Source organism: Candidatus Enterococcus courvalinii (assembly GCF_017315945.1).
In the GTDB taxonomy this organism is placed as follows: Bacteria; Bacillota; Bacilli; order Lactobacillales; family Enterococcaceae; genus Enterococcus_B; species Enterococcus_B courvalinii.
Map to the genome: position 1 here is coordinate 19,430 of NZ_JAFLWI010000025.1, position 15,753 is coordinate 35,182.

General features: G+C 36.9%; 16 protein-coding genes and 2 pseudogenes. 1 reads left to right on the forward strand and 17 read right to left on the reverse strand.

From position 1 onward, the window contains the following. Positions 1–256 precede the first annotated feature (256 nt). From JZO71_RS12155 to JZO71_RS12230, 17 genes and pseudogenes are all read right to left on the reverse strand, one after another. On the reverse strand, positions 257–961 hold the full coding sequence (locus JZO71_RS12155; RefSeq protein WP_206900014.1) for a DivIVA domain-containing protein: 705 nt from the start codon (positions 959–961) through the stop codon (positions 257–259). 20 nt (positions 962–981) lie between these two features. After that, entirely contained in the window at positions 982–1,764 is a 783-nt protein-coding gene (locus JZO71_RS12160) for a YlmH family RNA-binding protein (RefSeq protein WP_206900017.1), read from the reverse strand. Positions 1,765–1,783: 19 nt separating this feature from the next. After that, positions 1,784–2,047 carry a YggT family protein gene (locus tag JZO71_RS12165; RefSeq protein ID WP_430733290.1) on the reverse strand — a complete coding sequence of 88 codons (264 nt, stop codon included), beginning with the start codon at positions 2,045–2,047 and terminating at the stop codon, positions 1,784–1,786. Between the two features lie 20 nt (positions 2,048–2,067). Further along, a pseudogene (locus JZO71_RS12635) lies at positions 2,068–2,442 on the reverse strand (cell division protein SepF); the annotation flags it as partial. A gap of 122 nt (positions 2,443–2,564) precedes the next feature. Continuing rightward, positions 2,565–2,661, reverse strand: a pseudogene (locus JZO71_RS12640) (cell division protein SepF); the annotation flags it as partial. Positions 2,662–2,674: 13 nt separating this feature from the next. Continuing rightward, a complete protein-coding gene (locus JZO71_RS12175; RefSeq protein WP_206900020.1) occupies positions 2,675–3,352 on the reverse strand; it encodes a YggS family pyridoxal phosphate-dependent enzyme in 678 nt (225 codons plus the stop codon). A gap of 17 nt (positions 3,353–3,369) precedes the next feature. Next, positions 3,370–4,608 (reverse strand): cell division protein FtsZ, encoded by a 1,239-nt coding sequence (gene ftsZ, locus JZO71_RS12180; RefSeq protein WP_206900022.1) that lies wholly within the window; start codon positions 4,606–4,608, stop codon positions 3,370–3,372. Between the two features lie 22 nt (positions 4,609–4,630). After that, positions 4,631–5,953 carry a cell division protein FtsA gene (gene ftsA, locus JZO71_RS12185; RefSeq protein WP_206900024.1) on the reverse strand — a complete coding sequence of 441 codons (1,323 nt, stop codon included), beginning with the start codon at positions 5,951–5,953 and terminating at the stop codon, positions 4,631–4,633. Positions 5,954–6,103: 150 nt separating this feature from the next. Then, positions 6,104–7,243: a cell division protein FtsQ/DivIB gene (locus JZO71_RS12190; RefSeq protein WP_206900026.1), complete on the reverse strand. Its 1,140-nt coding sequence runs from the start codon at positions 7,241–7,243 to the stop codon at positions 6,104–6,106. 15 nt (positions 7,244–7,258) lie between these two features. Then, positions 7,259–8,350 (reverse strand): undecaprenyldiphospho-muramoylpentapeptide beta-N-acetylglucosaminyltransferase, encoded by a 1,092-nt coding sequence (murG, locus tag JZO71_RS12195; protein WP_206900028.1) that lies wholly within the window; start codon positions 8,348–8,350, stop codon positions 7,259–7,261. 20 nt (positions 8,351–8,370) lie between these two features. Then, positions 8,371–9,732, reverse strand: coding sequence for a UDP-N-acetylmuramoyl-L-alanine--D-glutamate ligase (murD, locus tag JZO71_RS12200; protein ID WP_206900030.1), 1,362 nt, complete (start codon positions 9,730–9,732; stop codon positions 8,371–8,373). A 13-nt stretch (positions 9,733–9,745) separates the two neighbouring features. Beyond that, the gene (gene mraY, locus JZO71_RS12205) at positions 9,746–10,708 is read right to left on the reverse strand and encodes a phospho-N-acetylmuramoyl-pentapeptide-transferase (RefSeq protein ID WP_206900031.1); all 963 of its coding nucleotides are present in this window, start codon (positions 10,706–10,708) and stop codon (positions 9,746–9,748) included. Between the two features lie 25 nt (positions 10,709–10,733). Further along, positions 10,734–12,929, reverse strand: a complete 2,196-nt coding sequence (locus tag JZO71_RS12210; RefSeq protein ID WP_206900033.1) for a penicillin-binding transpeptidase domain-containing protein — start codon at positions 12,927–12,929, stop codon at positions 10,734–10,736. Next, positions 12,930–13,322, reverse strand: coding sequence for a cell division protein FtsL (gene ftsL, locus JZO71_RS12215; protein WP_206900035.1), 393 nt, complete (start codon positions 13,320–13,322; stop codon positions 12,930–12,932). A 4-nt stretch (positions 13,323–13,326) separates the two neighbouring features. After that, the gene (gene rsmH, locus JZO71_RS12220; RefSeq protein ID WP_206900047.1) at positions 13,327–14,289 is read right to left on the reverse strand and encodes a 16S rRNA (cytosine(1402)-N(4))-methyltransferase RsmH; all 963 of its coding nucleotides are present in this window, start codon (positions 14,287–14,289) and stop codon (positions 13,327–13,329) included. A gap of 19 nt (positions 14,290–14,308) precedes the next feature. Continuing rightward, positions 14,309–14,740, reverse strand: coding sequence for a division/cell wall cluster transcriptional repressor MraZ (mraZ, locus tag JZO71_RS12225; RefSeq protein WP_206900052.1), 432 nt, complete (start codon positions 14,738–14,740; stop codon positions 14,309–14,311). A 166-nt stretch (positions 14,741–14,906) separates the two neighbouring features. Further along, positions 14,907–15,275, reverse strand: a complete 369-nt coding sequence (locus JZO71_RS12230) for a DUF3397 domain-containing protein (protein ID WP_206900049.1) — start codon at positions 15,273–15,275, stop codon at positions 14,907–14,909. A 343-nt stretch (positions 15,276–15,618) separates the two neighbouring features. Between JZO71_RS12230 and JZO71_RS12235 the strand changes: the two genes are divergently transcribed. Next, positions 15,619–15,735: a DUF4044 domain-containing protein gene (locus tag JZO71_RS12235; RefSeq protein WP_067480532.1), complete on the forward strand. Its 117-nt coding sequence runs from the start codon at positions 15,619–15,621 to the stop codon at positions 15,733–15,735. Positions 15,736–15,753: the final 18 nt, after the last annotated feature.

Genomic DNA, 15,753 nt, shown 5'->3' on the forward strand with positions numbered 1-15,753 from the left:
AAAGAACTTCACTCCTTTGATTTTTTTCTAAACGCAAAAAAAGGCATGTGCATCCCAAAGGGACGAACATGCCGTGGTACCACCCAAATTTAAGTTACAAAAAGCGTAACTTCTTCGAGACCAATAACGAGGTCAGCCGTTACTTCTTACTTTTATTTCAGAAATAATTGAGGTAGAGGATCTTTCACTTTGGAGGGTCTTGCCAAACTCACACTACCATTGGCTCGCTAAAAAGAATTCAAAGTGCTTTTCTGTTCTACTCGTTTTCGTCAGCAATAACAGAGAGATCAATTTCTCTCGTATCGAATGTTTGAACTGCTGGAGATTCTAACGTTTCTGGTTCTGAGTTTACAACAGGATTATTTTCATTGTCAAGTTGTTTTGCCAAAACTTCCTTGATCACTTCATGACTGTCATTCACATAACTTGAGAATGGCTGTAAAATTTCATCCCACTCAGGACTCTTAACTTGTTCTAATTGTGATTCTAACATCAAACTAATACGTTGATGGAAGACACGTGTGCGTTTTTTCAAATCTTCTGTTTCTGCTGCAAGTTGTTTAGCTTTTTCAGTCGCATCTGTTAAGATTTGACGTGCTTTTTCTTCTGCATCTGTTGTTAGTTGGTGTGCGCGTTTTTCAGCGTTAGCAACCAATTCATCTGCTTTATTTTGAGCAGATGTCACAATTACTTCAGATTCTTTGCTTGCACTTGTTTTTACTTTATCAGCTGTGTCCTGTGCAACAATAATCGATTGATTCAATGCATCTTTTAATTCATTGAAGTACTCTAATTTTTCTTCAGAATGTTTAATTGCCTTTTCTAATTCACGATTTTTAGTTGTTGCTTCCTCATAGTCACGAACAACTAAATCTAGAAAATCATCTACTTCATCTTGATTATACCCACGCATTTTCGTTGGGAATGTTTTATTTTGAATATCTAATGGAGTTAAAGCCATGAATAAACCACCTCTTTGTTTTATTTGCGTAATACACCAAATAATACCCTATATTTTTCTTTTTTCGTTTTTCCCTCAAGCTCTTGAATCTGGATTCGCCCATAACCACGAATCGAAACAATATCTAATAATTCAAGAATAAAATCTGGTCGTGTGTTTTCCGTCCAGTTCACTTTTACTTTACCAGATTCAATCAATTGTTTCGACCTTTGTCTAGAAATATTATAGATTTCTGAAATGACGCTATCAAGTCGCATCGAAGTAACTGTTCCTCTTTCTTGTGTCCAACTATCTTTTGGCAATAACATTTCTGTATAAGCAATTGGTTCTAAACGAGCCGTTACTTTTCCAATTTTCGTTATTTGAGCAACAACAAAGTGTTCAATTTCTCTTGCAACAAAGATTTGCCATCGTTCACCATCTGAGATAATATCTCCAAAATAAGCACGTTTAATGCCGGTACCTACCAATGTACCTAATATCTTTCCATGACTTAAGCTAGCGAACTTACTGGGATAGTGTACCTCGTACAAGCTCACTTCAAAATCGTCTTCAGCAGGTTCGTAATACTCTGGATAAATCAAGCATCGTTTTCTCTCTGCTTGTTCATACCCACCATAAAACGTGAAACGCAACTCACTGTCTTGCCGAATCAAAGTTTCCAAAATATAAGCTTGTCTTGGATCTAAGAAATCAGTTAAGTACGGTGCGTATTGGCTTTGTACTTGCTCAATCCAGTCACCCACCGAATCAATAAATGTTCGTTCTTCCGTTCGAAAATGTTGGTAGATATTTTCATCCATGATACTCACCTCCTAAAAACTATAAAAGTGAAACAATAATCATCGTTAGTCCTTGGCTAGCTAGGTTCAAAACGATAACTGCCACCATGATTGTAAGGTCGATTGGTCCAAAACGTAAGTTTAATCGATCAAACAAGCTAAGATATGGTTCACAGATTCTCGATAAAAATTTCCCAAAAGCAGATTGATACCCGCCAGGAAACCAAGATAACAACGCATAAATAACTAATAAAATAGTATATAGATAAACTGCATCATTAAGTAAATTAAGCAAACGATAAATTAAAATGGTCCTTCCTCCTCTTACAGATCAAAAATATTTGCATCTGCGAATGTTTGAGCAGTTGAACTATCAATTTCCATACCAGTTGGTGTACAAAGAAAAATTTCATCGCCAACCCGTTTGATATCTCCATCCAATGCATAAACTGTTCCAGTTAAGAAATCAACAATGCGACGCGCTTGTTTTTCTTCCACTAAATGAAAGTTCACTAATGTTGCTTCACCAGCAATGATTTTTTTTGCAATCATCATTGCTTCTGAATACGCACGTGGTTCCATCACTGTGATTTTATTTGCCAAATTGGTTTTGGGTTCATAAGATTGACGAGCAGTTTTTTCTTCTTGTTTCACTGGTCGTGTTGGAGCTTGACGAAGCTCAATTACTTTCTTTTGCTCAACAGTTGGTTTTTCCTCACGTGTCGCGTAATGCGAATGGTTGGTAACTGTTTGAGTTGCCTCACGCGTTGGTTTGTTAACTGTTGGTTTTACCGTTTTTTGTGTTTGTGACTGAGTCACCGTTTGTTTTTTTGTTTCAGGAAAATCTGGATATTCGTACTCTTCTTCATCGGCTAATCCGAAAAAATTAGCAATTGCTCCTCTATTTAAAAGTGGCATGACTCTTCCTCCCTTATTTGTCCTTGAATAGCGCTGTACCTACACGGATAAATGTTGCTCCTTCTTGTATCGCAATCGGAAAATCTTGACTCATTCCCATACTTAATTCTTCACACGGTGCATGAGTAAATCCTTGCTGATGAACAAGGTTACGTAAGTTTTCAAGTGTTCCAAATACTTTGTGGATTTGTTCAACAGAAGCATCTTTGGGGGCCATAGTCATCAAGCCAATTACCTTGATTTTTGAATAATCACCTAAAGATTCAACAAATGAAAGTAACTCATCGGGCGTAATTCCATGTTTGGATTCCTCACCTGATACATTTACCTCAATAAAGCAAGCCAATTCTTTCTGAGCTCGCTTTTGAATTTCTTCTGCTAATTTCAAACTATCCAACGCATGAAAATAATCAATTTCATTTACAATTAATTTTACCTTCCTACGCTGTAAATTACCAATCAAATGCCATTTTATTTCAGGAAAATTAACTAAGTCTTGCTTCTTCTGTAATAATTTGTCCACACGGTTTTCTGCACAATGCAAAACCCCCGCTTCAACAAGTTGTTTGGTTGTATCTGAATCAACTGATTTTGTTACAGCAACTAATTGAACTTCTTTCGGATTTCGATGAACAAGAGCACACGAATCCTGAATTTCTTGCTCAATTTCTTGCAAGTTGTCAGCAATCATGTGCTCTATCCTCTCCTTTATCGCTTGCGACGGAAGAACGGTGGCGTATTTAATTCGTCATCGTCATTCGCTTTTGTTTCTTCGCGGCTGAATGTATCAAAGTCTTTTTTTTCAACATGATCAAAATTTGATTCTTCAACTTTAGGACGGACATTTTGTTCACGTCTGATATCCCAATCGCCAAAGCTGTTTTCATCTTCAGTCGAAGTCGGTTTTGCTTGGTCCATATCTAAGATAGGTTTTTGAGCTTGTGATTGCATTTGTTGTCTAGCTGGACGGCTAGACTTACGCTCCTTTTTTGACTCATCAATACCTGTTGCAATAACCGTTACGCGGATTTCATCGCCCAATTCTTCGTTAATTGATGTACCTAAGATAATGTTTACATCACCTGTAGCAGCATTAGCAACAATATCAGAAGCATCTTGTGCTTCAAATAAAGTCATATCTAACCCACCAGTAATGTTCAACAATACTTGTTCTGCTCCATCGATGGATGTTTCAAGAAGTGGAGAAGAAATAGCTTTCTTCGTTGCTTCAACGACACGTTCTTCACCGCTAGCAACACCAATTCCCATTAGTGCAGTTCCTTGGTTCTCCATCACTGTTTTAACATCAGCAAAGTCTAGATTGACATAGCCTGGTGCAGTGATTAAATCAGAGATCCCTTGAACCCCTTGTCGTAAAACATTATCTGCTTCACGGAATGCTTCAAGCATCGGAGTTTTTTTATCAACAACTTCAAGTAAACGATTGTTTGAAATAATCAATAATGTATCGACATTTTCTTTCAAACGAGCAATACCTTCAGCAGCAAAACGTCCTCGTTTAGGTCCTTCAAAAGTAAATGGTCGTGTAACAACACCCACTGTCAAAGCACCTAATTCTTTGGCAATCCCTGCTACGATTGGTGCAGCACCAGTACCAGTACCACCACCCATTCCAGCAGTGATAAAAATCATGTCTGCACCATCTAAAGCTTCGCGCAATGATTGTTCACTTTCTTCAGCAGCTTTTTGGCCAACTTCTGGTTGAGAACCAGCACCAAGACCGCGTGTATATTTAGGGCCTAATTGAATAACAGTTTCAGCCTTTGAATTTTTTAATGCTTGAACGTCTGTGTTGGCTGTGATGAACTCAACACCTTTAACGTTTTCTTCAATCATACGGTTTACAGCATTACCGCCGCCGCCGCCGACACCGATGACTTTGATAACTGCGCCGTCATTGATATTATTATCAATTGAGAATTCCATGTTTTATTCCTCCCAGGATGAATTAATCAAAAATATTTGTAAAGAAACCTTTGATTTTACTTGTTACGTTTTCACCAGATTTTTTTTCTTCTGGTTCTTCATAAGTTACTTCTTCAGCTGATTCGTAAGAGTCATATGAAGGTGCTTCATGTTCAGTAACTGATACATGCTGAATGGCTGTTTCGCCAGTAACTGCTGATTTAGCAAGTTGATATACCTCGCTTAAATTTGCTGAGTAATCAACAATACTAATGACGTTTGTAAAGACTGGATTTCTTAGTCCCATATGATTAGGAACATACAGTTTTACGTTAACACCAAAAATTTCTTGTGCTAGTTCAACCACGCCTGGCAAGCTAGCCGCACCGCCTGTTAATATGACGCCACCAGGTAATTCCAACGCTTCGATTTGATCCAAAGCATCTTTTGCTTTATTAAAGATCTGTTCCATGCGAGCTGAAATTACTTCTGATAGATAACGTTCATCAACTTTAACAGGTTCTGATTGTCCAATTACATCCACAGGAAATTCTTCGTTTTCTGACGTTCTTTCTGGATATGCATCACCATAATTGATTTTTAATGCTTCTGCATTGTTGAAGGAAGTGTTCAAAACGATAGAGATATCTTTAGTGGCAAATTCGCCACCTTCTTGGTCTGTGTTTGTAAATTTCAATTGTTTGTCATGCATAACGGCCGTTGTAGTTTGGCCACCACCCATGTCAATAACAATCGTTCCAAAATCTTTTTCTCCATCAGAAAGAATCGTTTCCGTTAAAGCTAACGGTGTGATAACTAATTCGTTGACAATTAAACCTGCTTTTTCGACACATTTTCTAATATTATGAACAATTGTTTTTGGTCCAGTAAATAATAAACCAAACATCTCTAATCGCACACCGATCATTCCTCGAGGATCTCTAATCCCTTCAAAACCATCTACAGTAAAGTCTTGTGGCAAAATTGACACGATCTGACGTTCAGGAGGAATTGAACGAACAAGGGCAGCTGAAGCCACATTTCTGACATCTTCATCGGTGATTTCTTTTGAATCCCCATTTACTGCAATCATTCCTTGGCAATTTTCGACTTCAAGCATATTTGCAGGTAACCCTACGCTGACACCCTTAATTTGAATGCCTGCTTTTTCTTCTGCTTGTCGTACTGCACGTTGAATCGCTTGAACTGTTTTATCAATATCAACGATAATGCCGCGGTTAATCCCTTCTGATTTTGCGTTTCCTACTCCAATAATATTCATTTGGCTGTCGATATATTCAGCCACGACAACTTTGACAGATGTCGTTCCAATATCAAGGCCTACATACATTCCTGTTTTTGCCATGAATGGGATTCCCTCCTACTTACTATTCCATATACAAGCGAACAACTAACGTTCGTTTTTAAATATACTATATTATAGATATTCACTGCTTTCAATTCTACCATAAATTTATAGTTTTTAGAAAGTAGATTATCACTTTTTAAGGTTGTTTTATTGATTTTCGATTGAACTGATGGAAGATGGTGTTGACTCATCAGCTTGTTGGCTGGACTCACTTGACTCTCCAGACTCTATTTCTGTTGATGTATCAGTATTTTGAGTTCCTTTTTCATCAGTAGAAGTTTCTGTTTGCTCTTCTTCACTATTTGAGTAGGGATAAGAGAAAATTCCAACCTCCATGTCAATCACACCATTTTCTTTCATTTCTTTGGCAACTTGTGGATAATATTTCATTTGACTAGCTAGATTCGTAATATTCACAAGTACTTGATTACCATCGTTCATGTTCATCTGAAGTAAGTTTTCATTACTTTCTGTAGGTGCATATTTGATCTCTGAAATAGCTTTTTGTAGTTCGGCAGAAAGTTGATTATATTGCTCTACCAATGCCTTGATTTTTGCATCACTTTTAAATTCCTCAAGAATCGGTAGATTTTTTGTAGGATTGTCCACTTTTTGATCTAAAACAATGCCATTCTCGAGTACTGGATAATACTTGTTTTCCGTAGCAATCAGCGCAATATCTTTATATTCTGTAATGGCTAATTCAAATTGATTAATCGAATGGAAACTGATTTTTGCTGTTTTCACTCGAGGCTGTTCGGTTTTCAATTCTTTGACATATCGATCCTTGTTCCAATATTGTGTCCACAAATTGTCGCCAATCTTTAATTTTGATTCAGTAATGACCGTCTCACTAGGGATAAGTTCATTACCGGTTACTGCAACTGCTTCTAGCTTACTATACGGAGAAATATAATAAATCAAAAATAACAATGGAATCCCTAAAATTGTAATAATCAATGATAGTCTGCGCGTCAAGACTTTGTTACGCTGATTTTTTAAATTAGGCAATCGATTTAAGAAGGAACCGTTATATGGTCCTGTCTGTTTAGTTGATTCTTCTGGTTCAGTCAAAAATGCTGGAAGTTCATCCGTCTCAACTTTGTCGGACGAATCTTCTAACTGTTTTTCTTGATTCTCATCAGATTCATCTGAATGATTGCGAAGTTCGTCGTCTTTTTTATGATGTTCAGCTAAATATTTTTGGTTGGCCTTTTGCCACGGAGTTAATTCATCCTGGTTATCAGATGATTTCGGTAAATCATTTGGTTCTTTCTTTTTACTCACTAAGACCACCACCTTTTACTTTTTAATAACAGTTTGAACTAGTTCATATAAACGCTTAGATGCATCCGGCATTCCTTGCTCTTTTGAAGCTTTGGACATTTGTTGCTGCACTGTTTCATTTTTCATGATTTCAGTGATTGCTGTTCCTAAAGATTCGCCTGTTAGTTCACTATCTGCAATCATTTTTGCGGCACCTGCATTCACTAAACTTTGCGCATTTTTTGTTTGATGGTCATTGGTCACGTAAGGGCTTGGAATCAAAATTGCTGGTAATCCTAGTGCTGTAAATTCAGCAATAGAAGTTGCCCCCGCTCTCCCTACAAGTAAATCACTATTTGCCATCACTTCAGCCATTTGTCGAATATACGGCTGGATACTGACATTGCTTTGTTTGGTAACATCGACTTGACTTTTAATTTGTTCATAATAGCGATCACCTGAAGCGTATAGTACTTGATAATTATCATCATCAAAATTTTCCAGAAACTCCATTACTGCTTCATTTAACTTCAGAGCGCCTTGGCTTCCGCCAAAAATCAGAACCGTTTTTTTGTCTGTCGCTAATCCAAAATTGGCTAAAATAGTCGATTTTGGTGTGTCAGCGACTTCTTGTGCGCGAGGATTACCTATCAGACTTGACTTTTCTTCTGGAAAAAATTGTGCTGCATCCTGGAAAGAAAGAGCGATCTTATTAACATAACGACTAAGAAATTTATTCGTAATTCCTGGAACACTATTTTGTTCATGAATGATTGTTGGAATGTTTAACTTTGCCGCAGCATATACAACGGCACCTGAAACATAGCCACCTGTTCCAATCACCACATCTGGTTGAAAATCTTTCAAGATTTTTTTTGCTTGGCGAATACTTTGCAAAAAGAGTTGGACTGTTTTCACATTATCAAATGATAATTTTCGTTTGAATCCTTGAATTTCTAAAGTATGAAAAGGAATACCAGTCTCTGGAACAATTTTATTTTCTAATCCTCGTTTTGCCCCGACATACATAAACTCAGCATCTTGATCTTGAGACTTCACATAATTAACAAAGGCTAATGCTGGATAGATATGACCACCTGTTCCGCCGCCTGTAACCAAAATTTTCATTTTTATCGCTCGTTTCTTTTCTATTTTAATTTATTGACAGCTTCCATGAAGCGCGCACCGCGAATCTCGAAGTTAGGATATTGATCCCAACTTGCATTCGCTGGAGATAACAAAATAACGTCTCCTTCATCGCTTAACTCTAATGCAAGTGGCACAGCTGTCTCAACATTTTCTGTTATTTCAATCACTTGAATACCAGCCTTTTGACCAGCTTCAACTAGTTTATGTTTCGTTTCACCAAACGCAATCAATGCTTTTAGATTTTTCAGAGACGGAACTAGTTCATCAAAACTATTACCTCGGTCCAATCCACCAGCTAATAAAATCATTTTTTCTGGAACAAAACCACTTAGTGCCATTTCCGTTGCTAAGATATTCGTTGCTTTAGAATCATTATAAAATTTTCTTCCTTGGATTTCTCCTACATATTGAGTACGATGAGGCACACCATGGAACAAACGAAGTGTTTGCTTAATTGCTTCTGTAGAGACACCATATAGTTTAGCAACCGTAATTGCCGCCAAAGCATTTTCAATGTTATGTGCGCCAGGAACACCCAAATCTGAAGCATCCATAATTTTTTCTTGATTATAGTAAATGATACCATCTGTACAATATGCACCTTGTTCTAGCACTTCTGTTGTTGAAAAAGGTAGGACCTGTGCTTGAGTTGCTTGAGCCAACATTCGTAGTTCTTCTTGGTTCCAATTCAAAATTAGATAATCTGCCGTTGTCATGTTTTTTTGAATTTCCCATTTTGCTTTTACATACTCTTCACGTGTTCCATGATAGTCGATATGGGCTTCATAAATATTTGTAATAACTGCTATGCTCGGATGGAAATCTGTAATACCCATTAATTGGAAACTTGACAATTCCATAACGATTTTATCGTCTGCTTGTGCTTCCTGAGCTACGCTGCTTGCTGGATAGCCAATATTTCCAGCTAAACGAGCCATTCCCTTACTTTTTCCTGCATTTAATAATAATCCTGTCATTGTTGTTGTTGTTGTTTTTCCATTCGTTCCAGTAATACCAATAATTGGACATTCCGCTACCTCGTAAGCTAACTCAACTTCCGTAATTACCGGAATACCCATTTCTTGTGCCTTCGCTACCAATGGATGATTATATGGAATGCCAGGATTCTTTACCATTACAGAAAAATCTTCATCTAATAGCTCAATTGGGTGACTTCCTGTGACTACTTTAATTCCTAAAGCTAATAAATCTTGTGCCTCTGGATTTTCATCGAAAGGTTTTCCGTCATTAACGGTGACAAGTGCGCCCAATTCATGTAACAATTTGGCCGCACTAAATCCGCTTTTTGCAAGTCCTAAGACTAGGACTTTTTTATTTTCATATGTTGTGATTTTTTTCATTTCCTGTCATCTCCTACCAAACAAGCCATAATGTAATGAGTGATGTTACTAAACTAACTAACCAAAAAACAATATCAATTTTCCATTCAGACCAACCACTCATTTCAAAGTGATGATGAATCGGTGACATTTTGAAAATTCGTTTTCCAGTTAACTTAAATGAAGTTACTTGTAACATTACACTTGCTGTTTCCATAACATAAATCAAGCCAACTAATAACAACGTCCATTCTTGATTTAGCATCATTGAGATTGCTGCTAGCAAACCACCTAAGGCTAAAGAACCCACATCTCCCATAAAGATTTTCGCAGGTTTGTGATTGTAAGCAAAGAAACCAATCAAACCACCAACAACACTTAAGCAAATAATCAAAACATCTAATTGATTTTGATGCCAAGCAATAAGAGCATACGTTGCAAAAGATATCGTTCCTAATCCTGCAACTAACCCATCGATTCCATCTGTTAAATTGACTGCATTTGAAAAACCAACTAACCAGAAAATTGCGAATAGACCATAGAAAACTCCTAAACCAATTTCTAATCCAAAAAAGTTAAGTACACCTGGATAACCTTCAGAACGATAAACAAGATAAAAAGCTATCCCACCAATAATTTGACCAATCAATTTTTGTATGGAATTTAATCCCATATTTCTTTTTTTAAAAACTTTAATAAAGTCATCTAAAAACCCAATCGCACCATATAACGCTAAAACAAATAACAATATAAAAAGTATTGGTGTTAGTTGATTTTGCCATGCTCCCACCCAAATACCAGTTAAAATTGCTGCAATCAGGAACACTAAGCCACCCATTGTCGGAGTCCCGGCTTTGATGTTATGCCATTTAGGTCCTTCTTCACGAATCGCCTGTCCTTGTTTTTTCATTTGAAAGTAGCCAATAAACAATGGCATTACTGCAACTGTCATTGCACAGCTACTCACAATGGGGATTAATGCTTGTGTCCATTCCATGCTGTTTTCTCTCCTATTTCTTTTCTTACTCTTTTAAAGTAAAGTGTAATTTTTTATCTGTAATTTTTTCATACGGTGCGAGACTTTGCTCCGTGCAATAGCCATCACCATCAAAAGTGACTTCGATACCAAGAATTTTGCCTAACTTCATAATATCAGCTTTTGACCAACCAGTAACATCAGGCATCAGCTCATCGCCGCCCGTTTGTAGAATCAATTTTTCACCCAAAATAAGTTTATCACCGTTGGAAGTTGATTGTTTGATAACTTTCTTTCCGTTACCAATCACTACTGGCTGTAAGCCACTTTTTTGTGCATCGGCTGCAGCAACATCTGATTCTAAATTGCGATAATCAGCAACCACTACTTTTTCTGTCTGATCCGTCTTTTCTTTGGTGTCGCCCTCTGTTTCTTTGAAGTCCATTGCTCGTTTCATCAATGGGTTAGCAATTTTTGCCAGAGCCATTCGATCGTAGGTTTTTGGATGTTTCATTGTTAAATAAAGAACGTATTCAGGATCTTCTGAAGGAACCATTTCAACGATTGAATAAAGATAAGAAGTATCTCCCACTTGGTAACCACCAGAATCAGAAGCAATCTGTGCTGTACCAGTTTTTGCTGATACGTTATATCCTGGTACGGAATAAACGCCATAGGCACTTCCATAATTTTCGCTTTCAACAACATCACGCATATATTCACGTACTTTTTCTGTTGTTTCTTTTGAATATGGTTGTCCTAATACTTCTGTTTGAGATGTTCGCTCTTCTCCAGTTTGTGGATCAACGATTTTACTGATGAATCTAGGTTGAAGCATCGTTCCATTGTTAGCAATTGAAGAAAATGCCTTCATCATTTGGAAGTTAGTCACACCAATTGCTTGACCATACGCACTCATTGCACGGTCAACAATATTTTCTGTTGGCAATGTGCCTGCATTTTCATCATCTAATCCAGAGTGAGTACTTTGACCAAAGCCAAGCTTTTGAAGATAGTTGTACCAACGTCCACCTAGTCTTTGTTCTAAAATAACCATCCCAACGTTACTTGACCAAGAAAGAGCTTGACGCATTGTCAATACACCTTTTTCTCCAAAGTCATGGTCATTAATGGTTGCATCTGCTACAGCGATTTTTCCAGAAACAAATGTTTCGTTTTCGTTATATTCGCCTTCCTCAATAGCCGCAGCAGTAGTAAAGACTTTCATTGTCGAACCCGGCTCATAACGATCTTGAACTAAGAAATTACGCCAAACAGCATTTTCGTCTTTTAATCCCTCCATTGTTTCAGGGTTAAAGGTTGGACGTTGACCCATTGCTACGATTTCACCAGTTTTAGCTTCCATTAAAACAGCAGTTAGCTCTTCAGGCTGATATTCTTGATTAACTTGATCCATCAATGTTTCTAAATAACTTTGTAATCTACTATCTAGAGTGGTGTAGATATCTTGACCATCTTTAGAAGCAACTTCATCAGCAACAGTCCCTGGTAAAGGGTTTTGATACTTGTCTTTTTGATAAACAATCTTGCCATCTTTCCCAGTTAAAATATCATTGTAAGCCGATTCTAGTCCCAAACTACCGACTAACCCGTCGCCTTCTTTATTAGGAATTGCAAATCCAATAAAATGGGAAGAAAAAATACCATTTGGATACATACGCGATTTGTGTGCATCAAAGTAAAGACCAGCTAAACCAGCTTCTTTCATTTGTGCTTCGATCGTCTGCTTTGTTTCCTGAGTGATATTCTGCCCGTAATTTCCAAACTCAACTTGATATAACTCATTATCTGCTCCATTTTTTAAGATTTTAAGTGCAGCACTTTTCTTAATTGATAAATTATCACTTAAAATTGTTGCAATCTTACTAAAATCTTTTTCTTGAGCATAAAGTTTTTTATTTTCAGATGTATATGTTTTTGAAAGAATCGCTTTGATGGAATAAGAGGTCGCATCTTCAGCAATTGCAACACCATTTCGGTCATAAATTGTGCCCCGTTTCGCCTGCACAACTTCACTACCTCTGTAAAGTTGTTCTGTTTTTTCAGATAACGAAGTACCAGCCACATGACCACCTATTATAATGTACGAGAAACGGACGGCAAATAAAAAGAACAACACAATACTCGTAGCAAATAAAATGATACCTACTTTTTTGCGATTGTTCATCGGATTTTGATTTTTCTTTTCCATAAACCGCCGAAATTTATTTTTAAGACTCATTTACTTCACTTTCCTTAAATTGTCGTCATTAATGGACAATCCTTTTTCTTCTGCGATTTGTTTCACGCGTTCTGTACGCGAAAGTTCATTCTTTTCTTGTTCTAAAGTTGTTTTTTCTGTTTTCTTTTCAGTAATATCTGCTTGAATCGAAGTAATAGCTTGCTCTGCACCGCTAATATTGGTTCTTAACATAATCGTTAAGACAGACAAAGAAATTAACGCAACGATTAGACCACTGATAACTAATTTTTCCAAATTAGAGATTCGTTTCAACCGTCTAGCTGGTGATTGAGGTAGAACAATCTCTTGACTAGAATCTGGCAGTTGTTCAGCTTGATCCACCATGTCAGGGAAATCATATGGATATTCATGTGCTCTCTTTAGTTCTGCCATTGTTCTACTCCTCTTTCACTCGTATTTTTTCCGCAATTCGCAGTTTTGCACTGCGTGAACGATTATTTTCAGCTAATTCTTCTTCAGATGGAAGAATTGGCTTTCTGGTGATTACTTTTAGTTCTGGTTGAAACTCATCAGGAACCACCGGTAATCCCGGTGGTAAATCTTTCACTGTACTGTATTCTTTAAATAAGCTTTTAACAATTCGATCTTCTAATGAATGGAACGTAATTGCACTGATTCGACCATTTAATTTCAATAGTTTGATTGCTTGTTCCAAAGAAGTTTCCTCTGCTCCAAGTTCATCATTTACCGCAATTCGTACTGCTTGAAAAATTCTTTTCGCAGGATGGCCACCTTTTCTTCTAGCTGGAGCTGGAATCACACGTTTGATGATTTCAACTAATTCGCCAGTTGTTTCGATTGGCTTTTCTTTTCGTACACGCTCGATTTCACGAGCAATTTGTTTCGAAAATTTTTCTTCACCATAACGAAAGAAAATTTTTACCAGTTCTTGATAAGAATATTCATTGATAACATTAAAAGCAGAAATTGGTGCTGACTGATCCATTCGCATATCTAATGGTGCATCTTGGTGGTAGCTAAACCCACGTTCCGCCTCATCTAATTGAGGTGAAGAAACACCTAAGTCATACAAGATCCCATCGACTTCTGTCACTTCTCGTTCAGCCAACTGAAGCTCTAACTCCCTAAAATTAGCTTTGATAAAAGTAACCATTCCTTTTTCAACATATGGCGCTAACCGTTGTTTTGCATGGTCAATTGCCTTTTGATCCTGATCAAAAGCGTAAAGATGCCCATCGGTGTTCAATTGGCTTAGTAAATATTCACTATGTCCGGCACCGCCTAAAGTACAGTCTACATAAATTCCGTTTGGTTTAACGTTCAAGCCATCTACGGTTTCCTTCAACATGACTGTATAGTGTTGAAATGTTTCAGTCATTGGTCAGCCTCTTCCTATTCTATAGTCCAAAATCAATCATATTTTCAGCAATTTCATCGAAGTTACTTTCAGCTTCATCAGAAAACGTTTGCCAACGTGTTTCGTCCCAAATTTCGATTCGATTTGAAACACCAATCACTACGCATTCCTTTTCTAGACTTGCATGACTTCTCAAAGTGCTGGGAATGTTGATACGACCTTGTTTATCAAGTTCGCATTCAGTGGCAGCCGAGTAAAAAAACCGCACAAAAGTACGTGCATCTTTTTTGGTCAACGGCATTTCGCTAAGCTTATCTTCTAAGTTCTCCCACTCGCTCATTGGATAGCCAAAAAGACAGCCATCTAAACCACGAGTTAGTACGAACTTTTCACCAAGCTCATCACGAAGTTTTGAAGGCACGATCAGACGACCTTTTGTATCAATATTATGCCGATATTCGCCCATAAACATTGAAACTACCCCCATTCCTCCACTAACTAAAATTAGTCTACCACAATCCCCCACTTTCTACCACCTTTTCTGGAAAATCTGAGACGAACTTTTTTTACATTAACTATTTTTTAAAAAATCAAGCTGTGAAAAATCTTTTAAAAGACTCTCCACAGCTTTTTTGATGTTATAAATAACTCACAATGTTAAACACAATGAGCACTAAATACAAAATGATCGTTAGTAAAAAAGTTAATCGCCACGTCATTTTCAGATAACGGGAATAAACAATTTCTTCATAATAGTATGCCTGAAAAACGGCAATACAAATTCCTAAAAGCAGGACAGAAATAATAAAAAAGGGTAAAACCGAAATGGTTCCCATATTTCTTGAAAGTTCATGCATTCCTCCCCATAGAAATGGGATAGCTAAATCAGGAGCCTTTAAATTAAAGCGACGATTCAATGCAAAGATTCGCACTAAAAATTGGCAACCAAATAAAACGATTGCCGGAAAGATATACCAAAATAAGACTATTGGCGTAAAAGTACCCATGTGATGAAACTCCTTCTTTCTAATTGCTCTAAGTATACTGCAAATACTTTACACAACTATTTCATTTTATTTAATTTATTGTGATTATCATTTTTAGATGACCACTTTTGTTTCTTGTTTATTACAGTCAGATTATTTTAGACAACTAGCAAATCATTTGACAGAGGTCATTAAACAACATCTAAAAAAGAGCTTATCATAATTTTTCGGTCTGAACCACCGTTTTAAAAAAGACATTCTTAAATATTTTATTTTTAATATTAAGAAATTTACTTCGTAACTTGAACAAAAACATAAAAGGTTGTACACTATTGCTAATGAATCTAACTTAAGGATGAACGCGATGAATAATAAAAAGCAAACAAGTACTTTTTCTAAAGTAACAAAAGTAGTCATTTGGACAATGTTGATTTTAACTGTTGGTTCAGTCGTACTAACCGCTGTCATGAGCGTACTATAAAAAAACATTGGCTATCTC

What these genes read in the sequence shown, in the direction of transcription:
- JZO71_RS12155 (WP_206900014.1), bottom strand. Translation starts at nt 961, where the DNA reads ATGGCTTTAACTCCATTAGATATTCAAAATAAAACATTCCCAACGAAA.
- JZO71_RS12160 (WP_206900017.1), bottom strand. Translation starts at nt 1,764, where the DNA reads ATGGATGAAAATATCTACCAACATTTTCGAACGGAAGAACGAACATTT.
- JZO71_RS12175 (WP_206900020.1), bottom strand. Translation starts at nt 3,352, where the DNA reads ATGATTGCTGACAACTTGCAAGAAATTGAGCAAGAAATTCAGGATTCG.
- ftsZ (WP_206900022.1), bottom strand. Translation starts at nt 4,608, where the DNA reads ATGGAATTCTCAATTGATAATAATATCAATGACGGCGCAGTTATCAAA.
- ftsA (WP_206900024.1), bottom strand. Translation starts at nt 5,953, where the DNA reads ATGGCAAAAACAGGAATGTATGTAGGCCTTGATATTGGAACGACATCT.
- murG (WP_206900028.1), bottom strand. Translation starts at nt 8,350, where the DNA reads ATGAAAATTTTGGTTACAGGCGGCGGAACAGGTGGTCATATCTATCCA.
- murD (WP_206900030.1), bottom strand. Translation starts at nt 9,732, where the DNA reads ATGAAAAAAATCACAACATATGAAAATAAAAAAGTCCTAGTCTTAGGA.
- mraY (WP_206900031.1), bottom strand. Translation starts at nt 10,708, where the DNA reads ATGGAATGGACACAAGCATTAATCCCCATTGTGAGTAGCTGTGCAATG.
- JZO71_RS12210 (WP_206900033.1), bottom strand. Translation starts at nt 12,929, where the DNA reads ATGAGTCTTAAAAATAAATTTCGGCGGTTTATGGAAAAGAAAAATCAA.
- ftsL (WP_206900035.1), bottom strand. Translation starts at nt 13,322, where the DNA reads ATGGCAGAACTAAAGAGAGCACATGAATATCCATATGATTTCCCTGAC.
- rsmH (WP_206900047.1), bottom strand. Translation starts at nt 14,289, where the DNA reads ATGACTGAAACATTTCAACACTATACAGTCATGTTGAAGGAAACCGTA.
- mraZ (WP_206900052.1), bottom strand. Translation starts at nt 14,740, where the DNA reads ATGTTTATGGGCGAATATCGGCATAATATTGATACAAAAGGTCGTCTG.
- JZO71_RS12230 (WP_206900049.1), bottom strand. Translation starts at nt 15,275, where the DNA reads ATGGGTACTTTTACGCCAATAGTCTTATTTTGGTATATCTTTCCGGCA.
- JZO71_RS12235 (WP_067480532.1), top strand. Translation starts at nt 15,619, where the DNA reads ATGAATAATAAAAAGCAAACAAGTACTTTTTCTAAAGTAACAAAAGTA.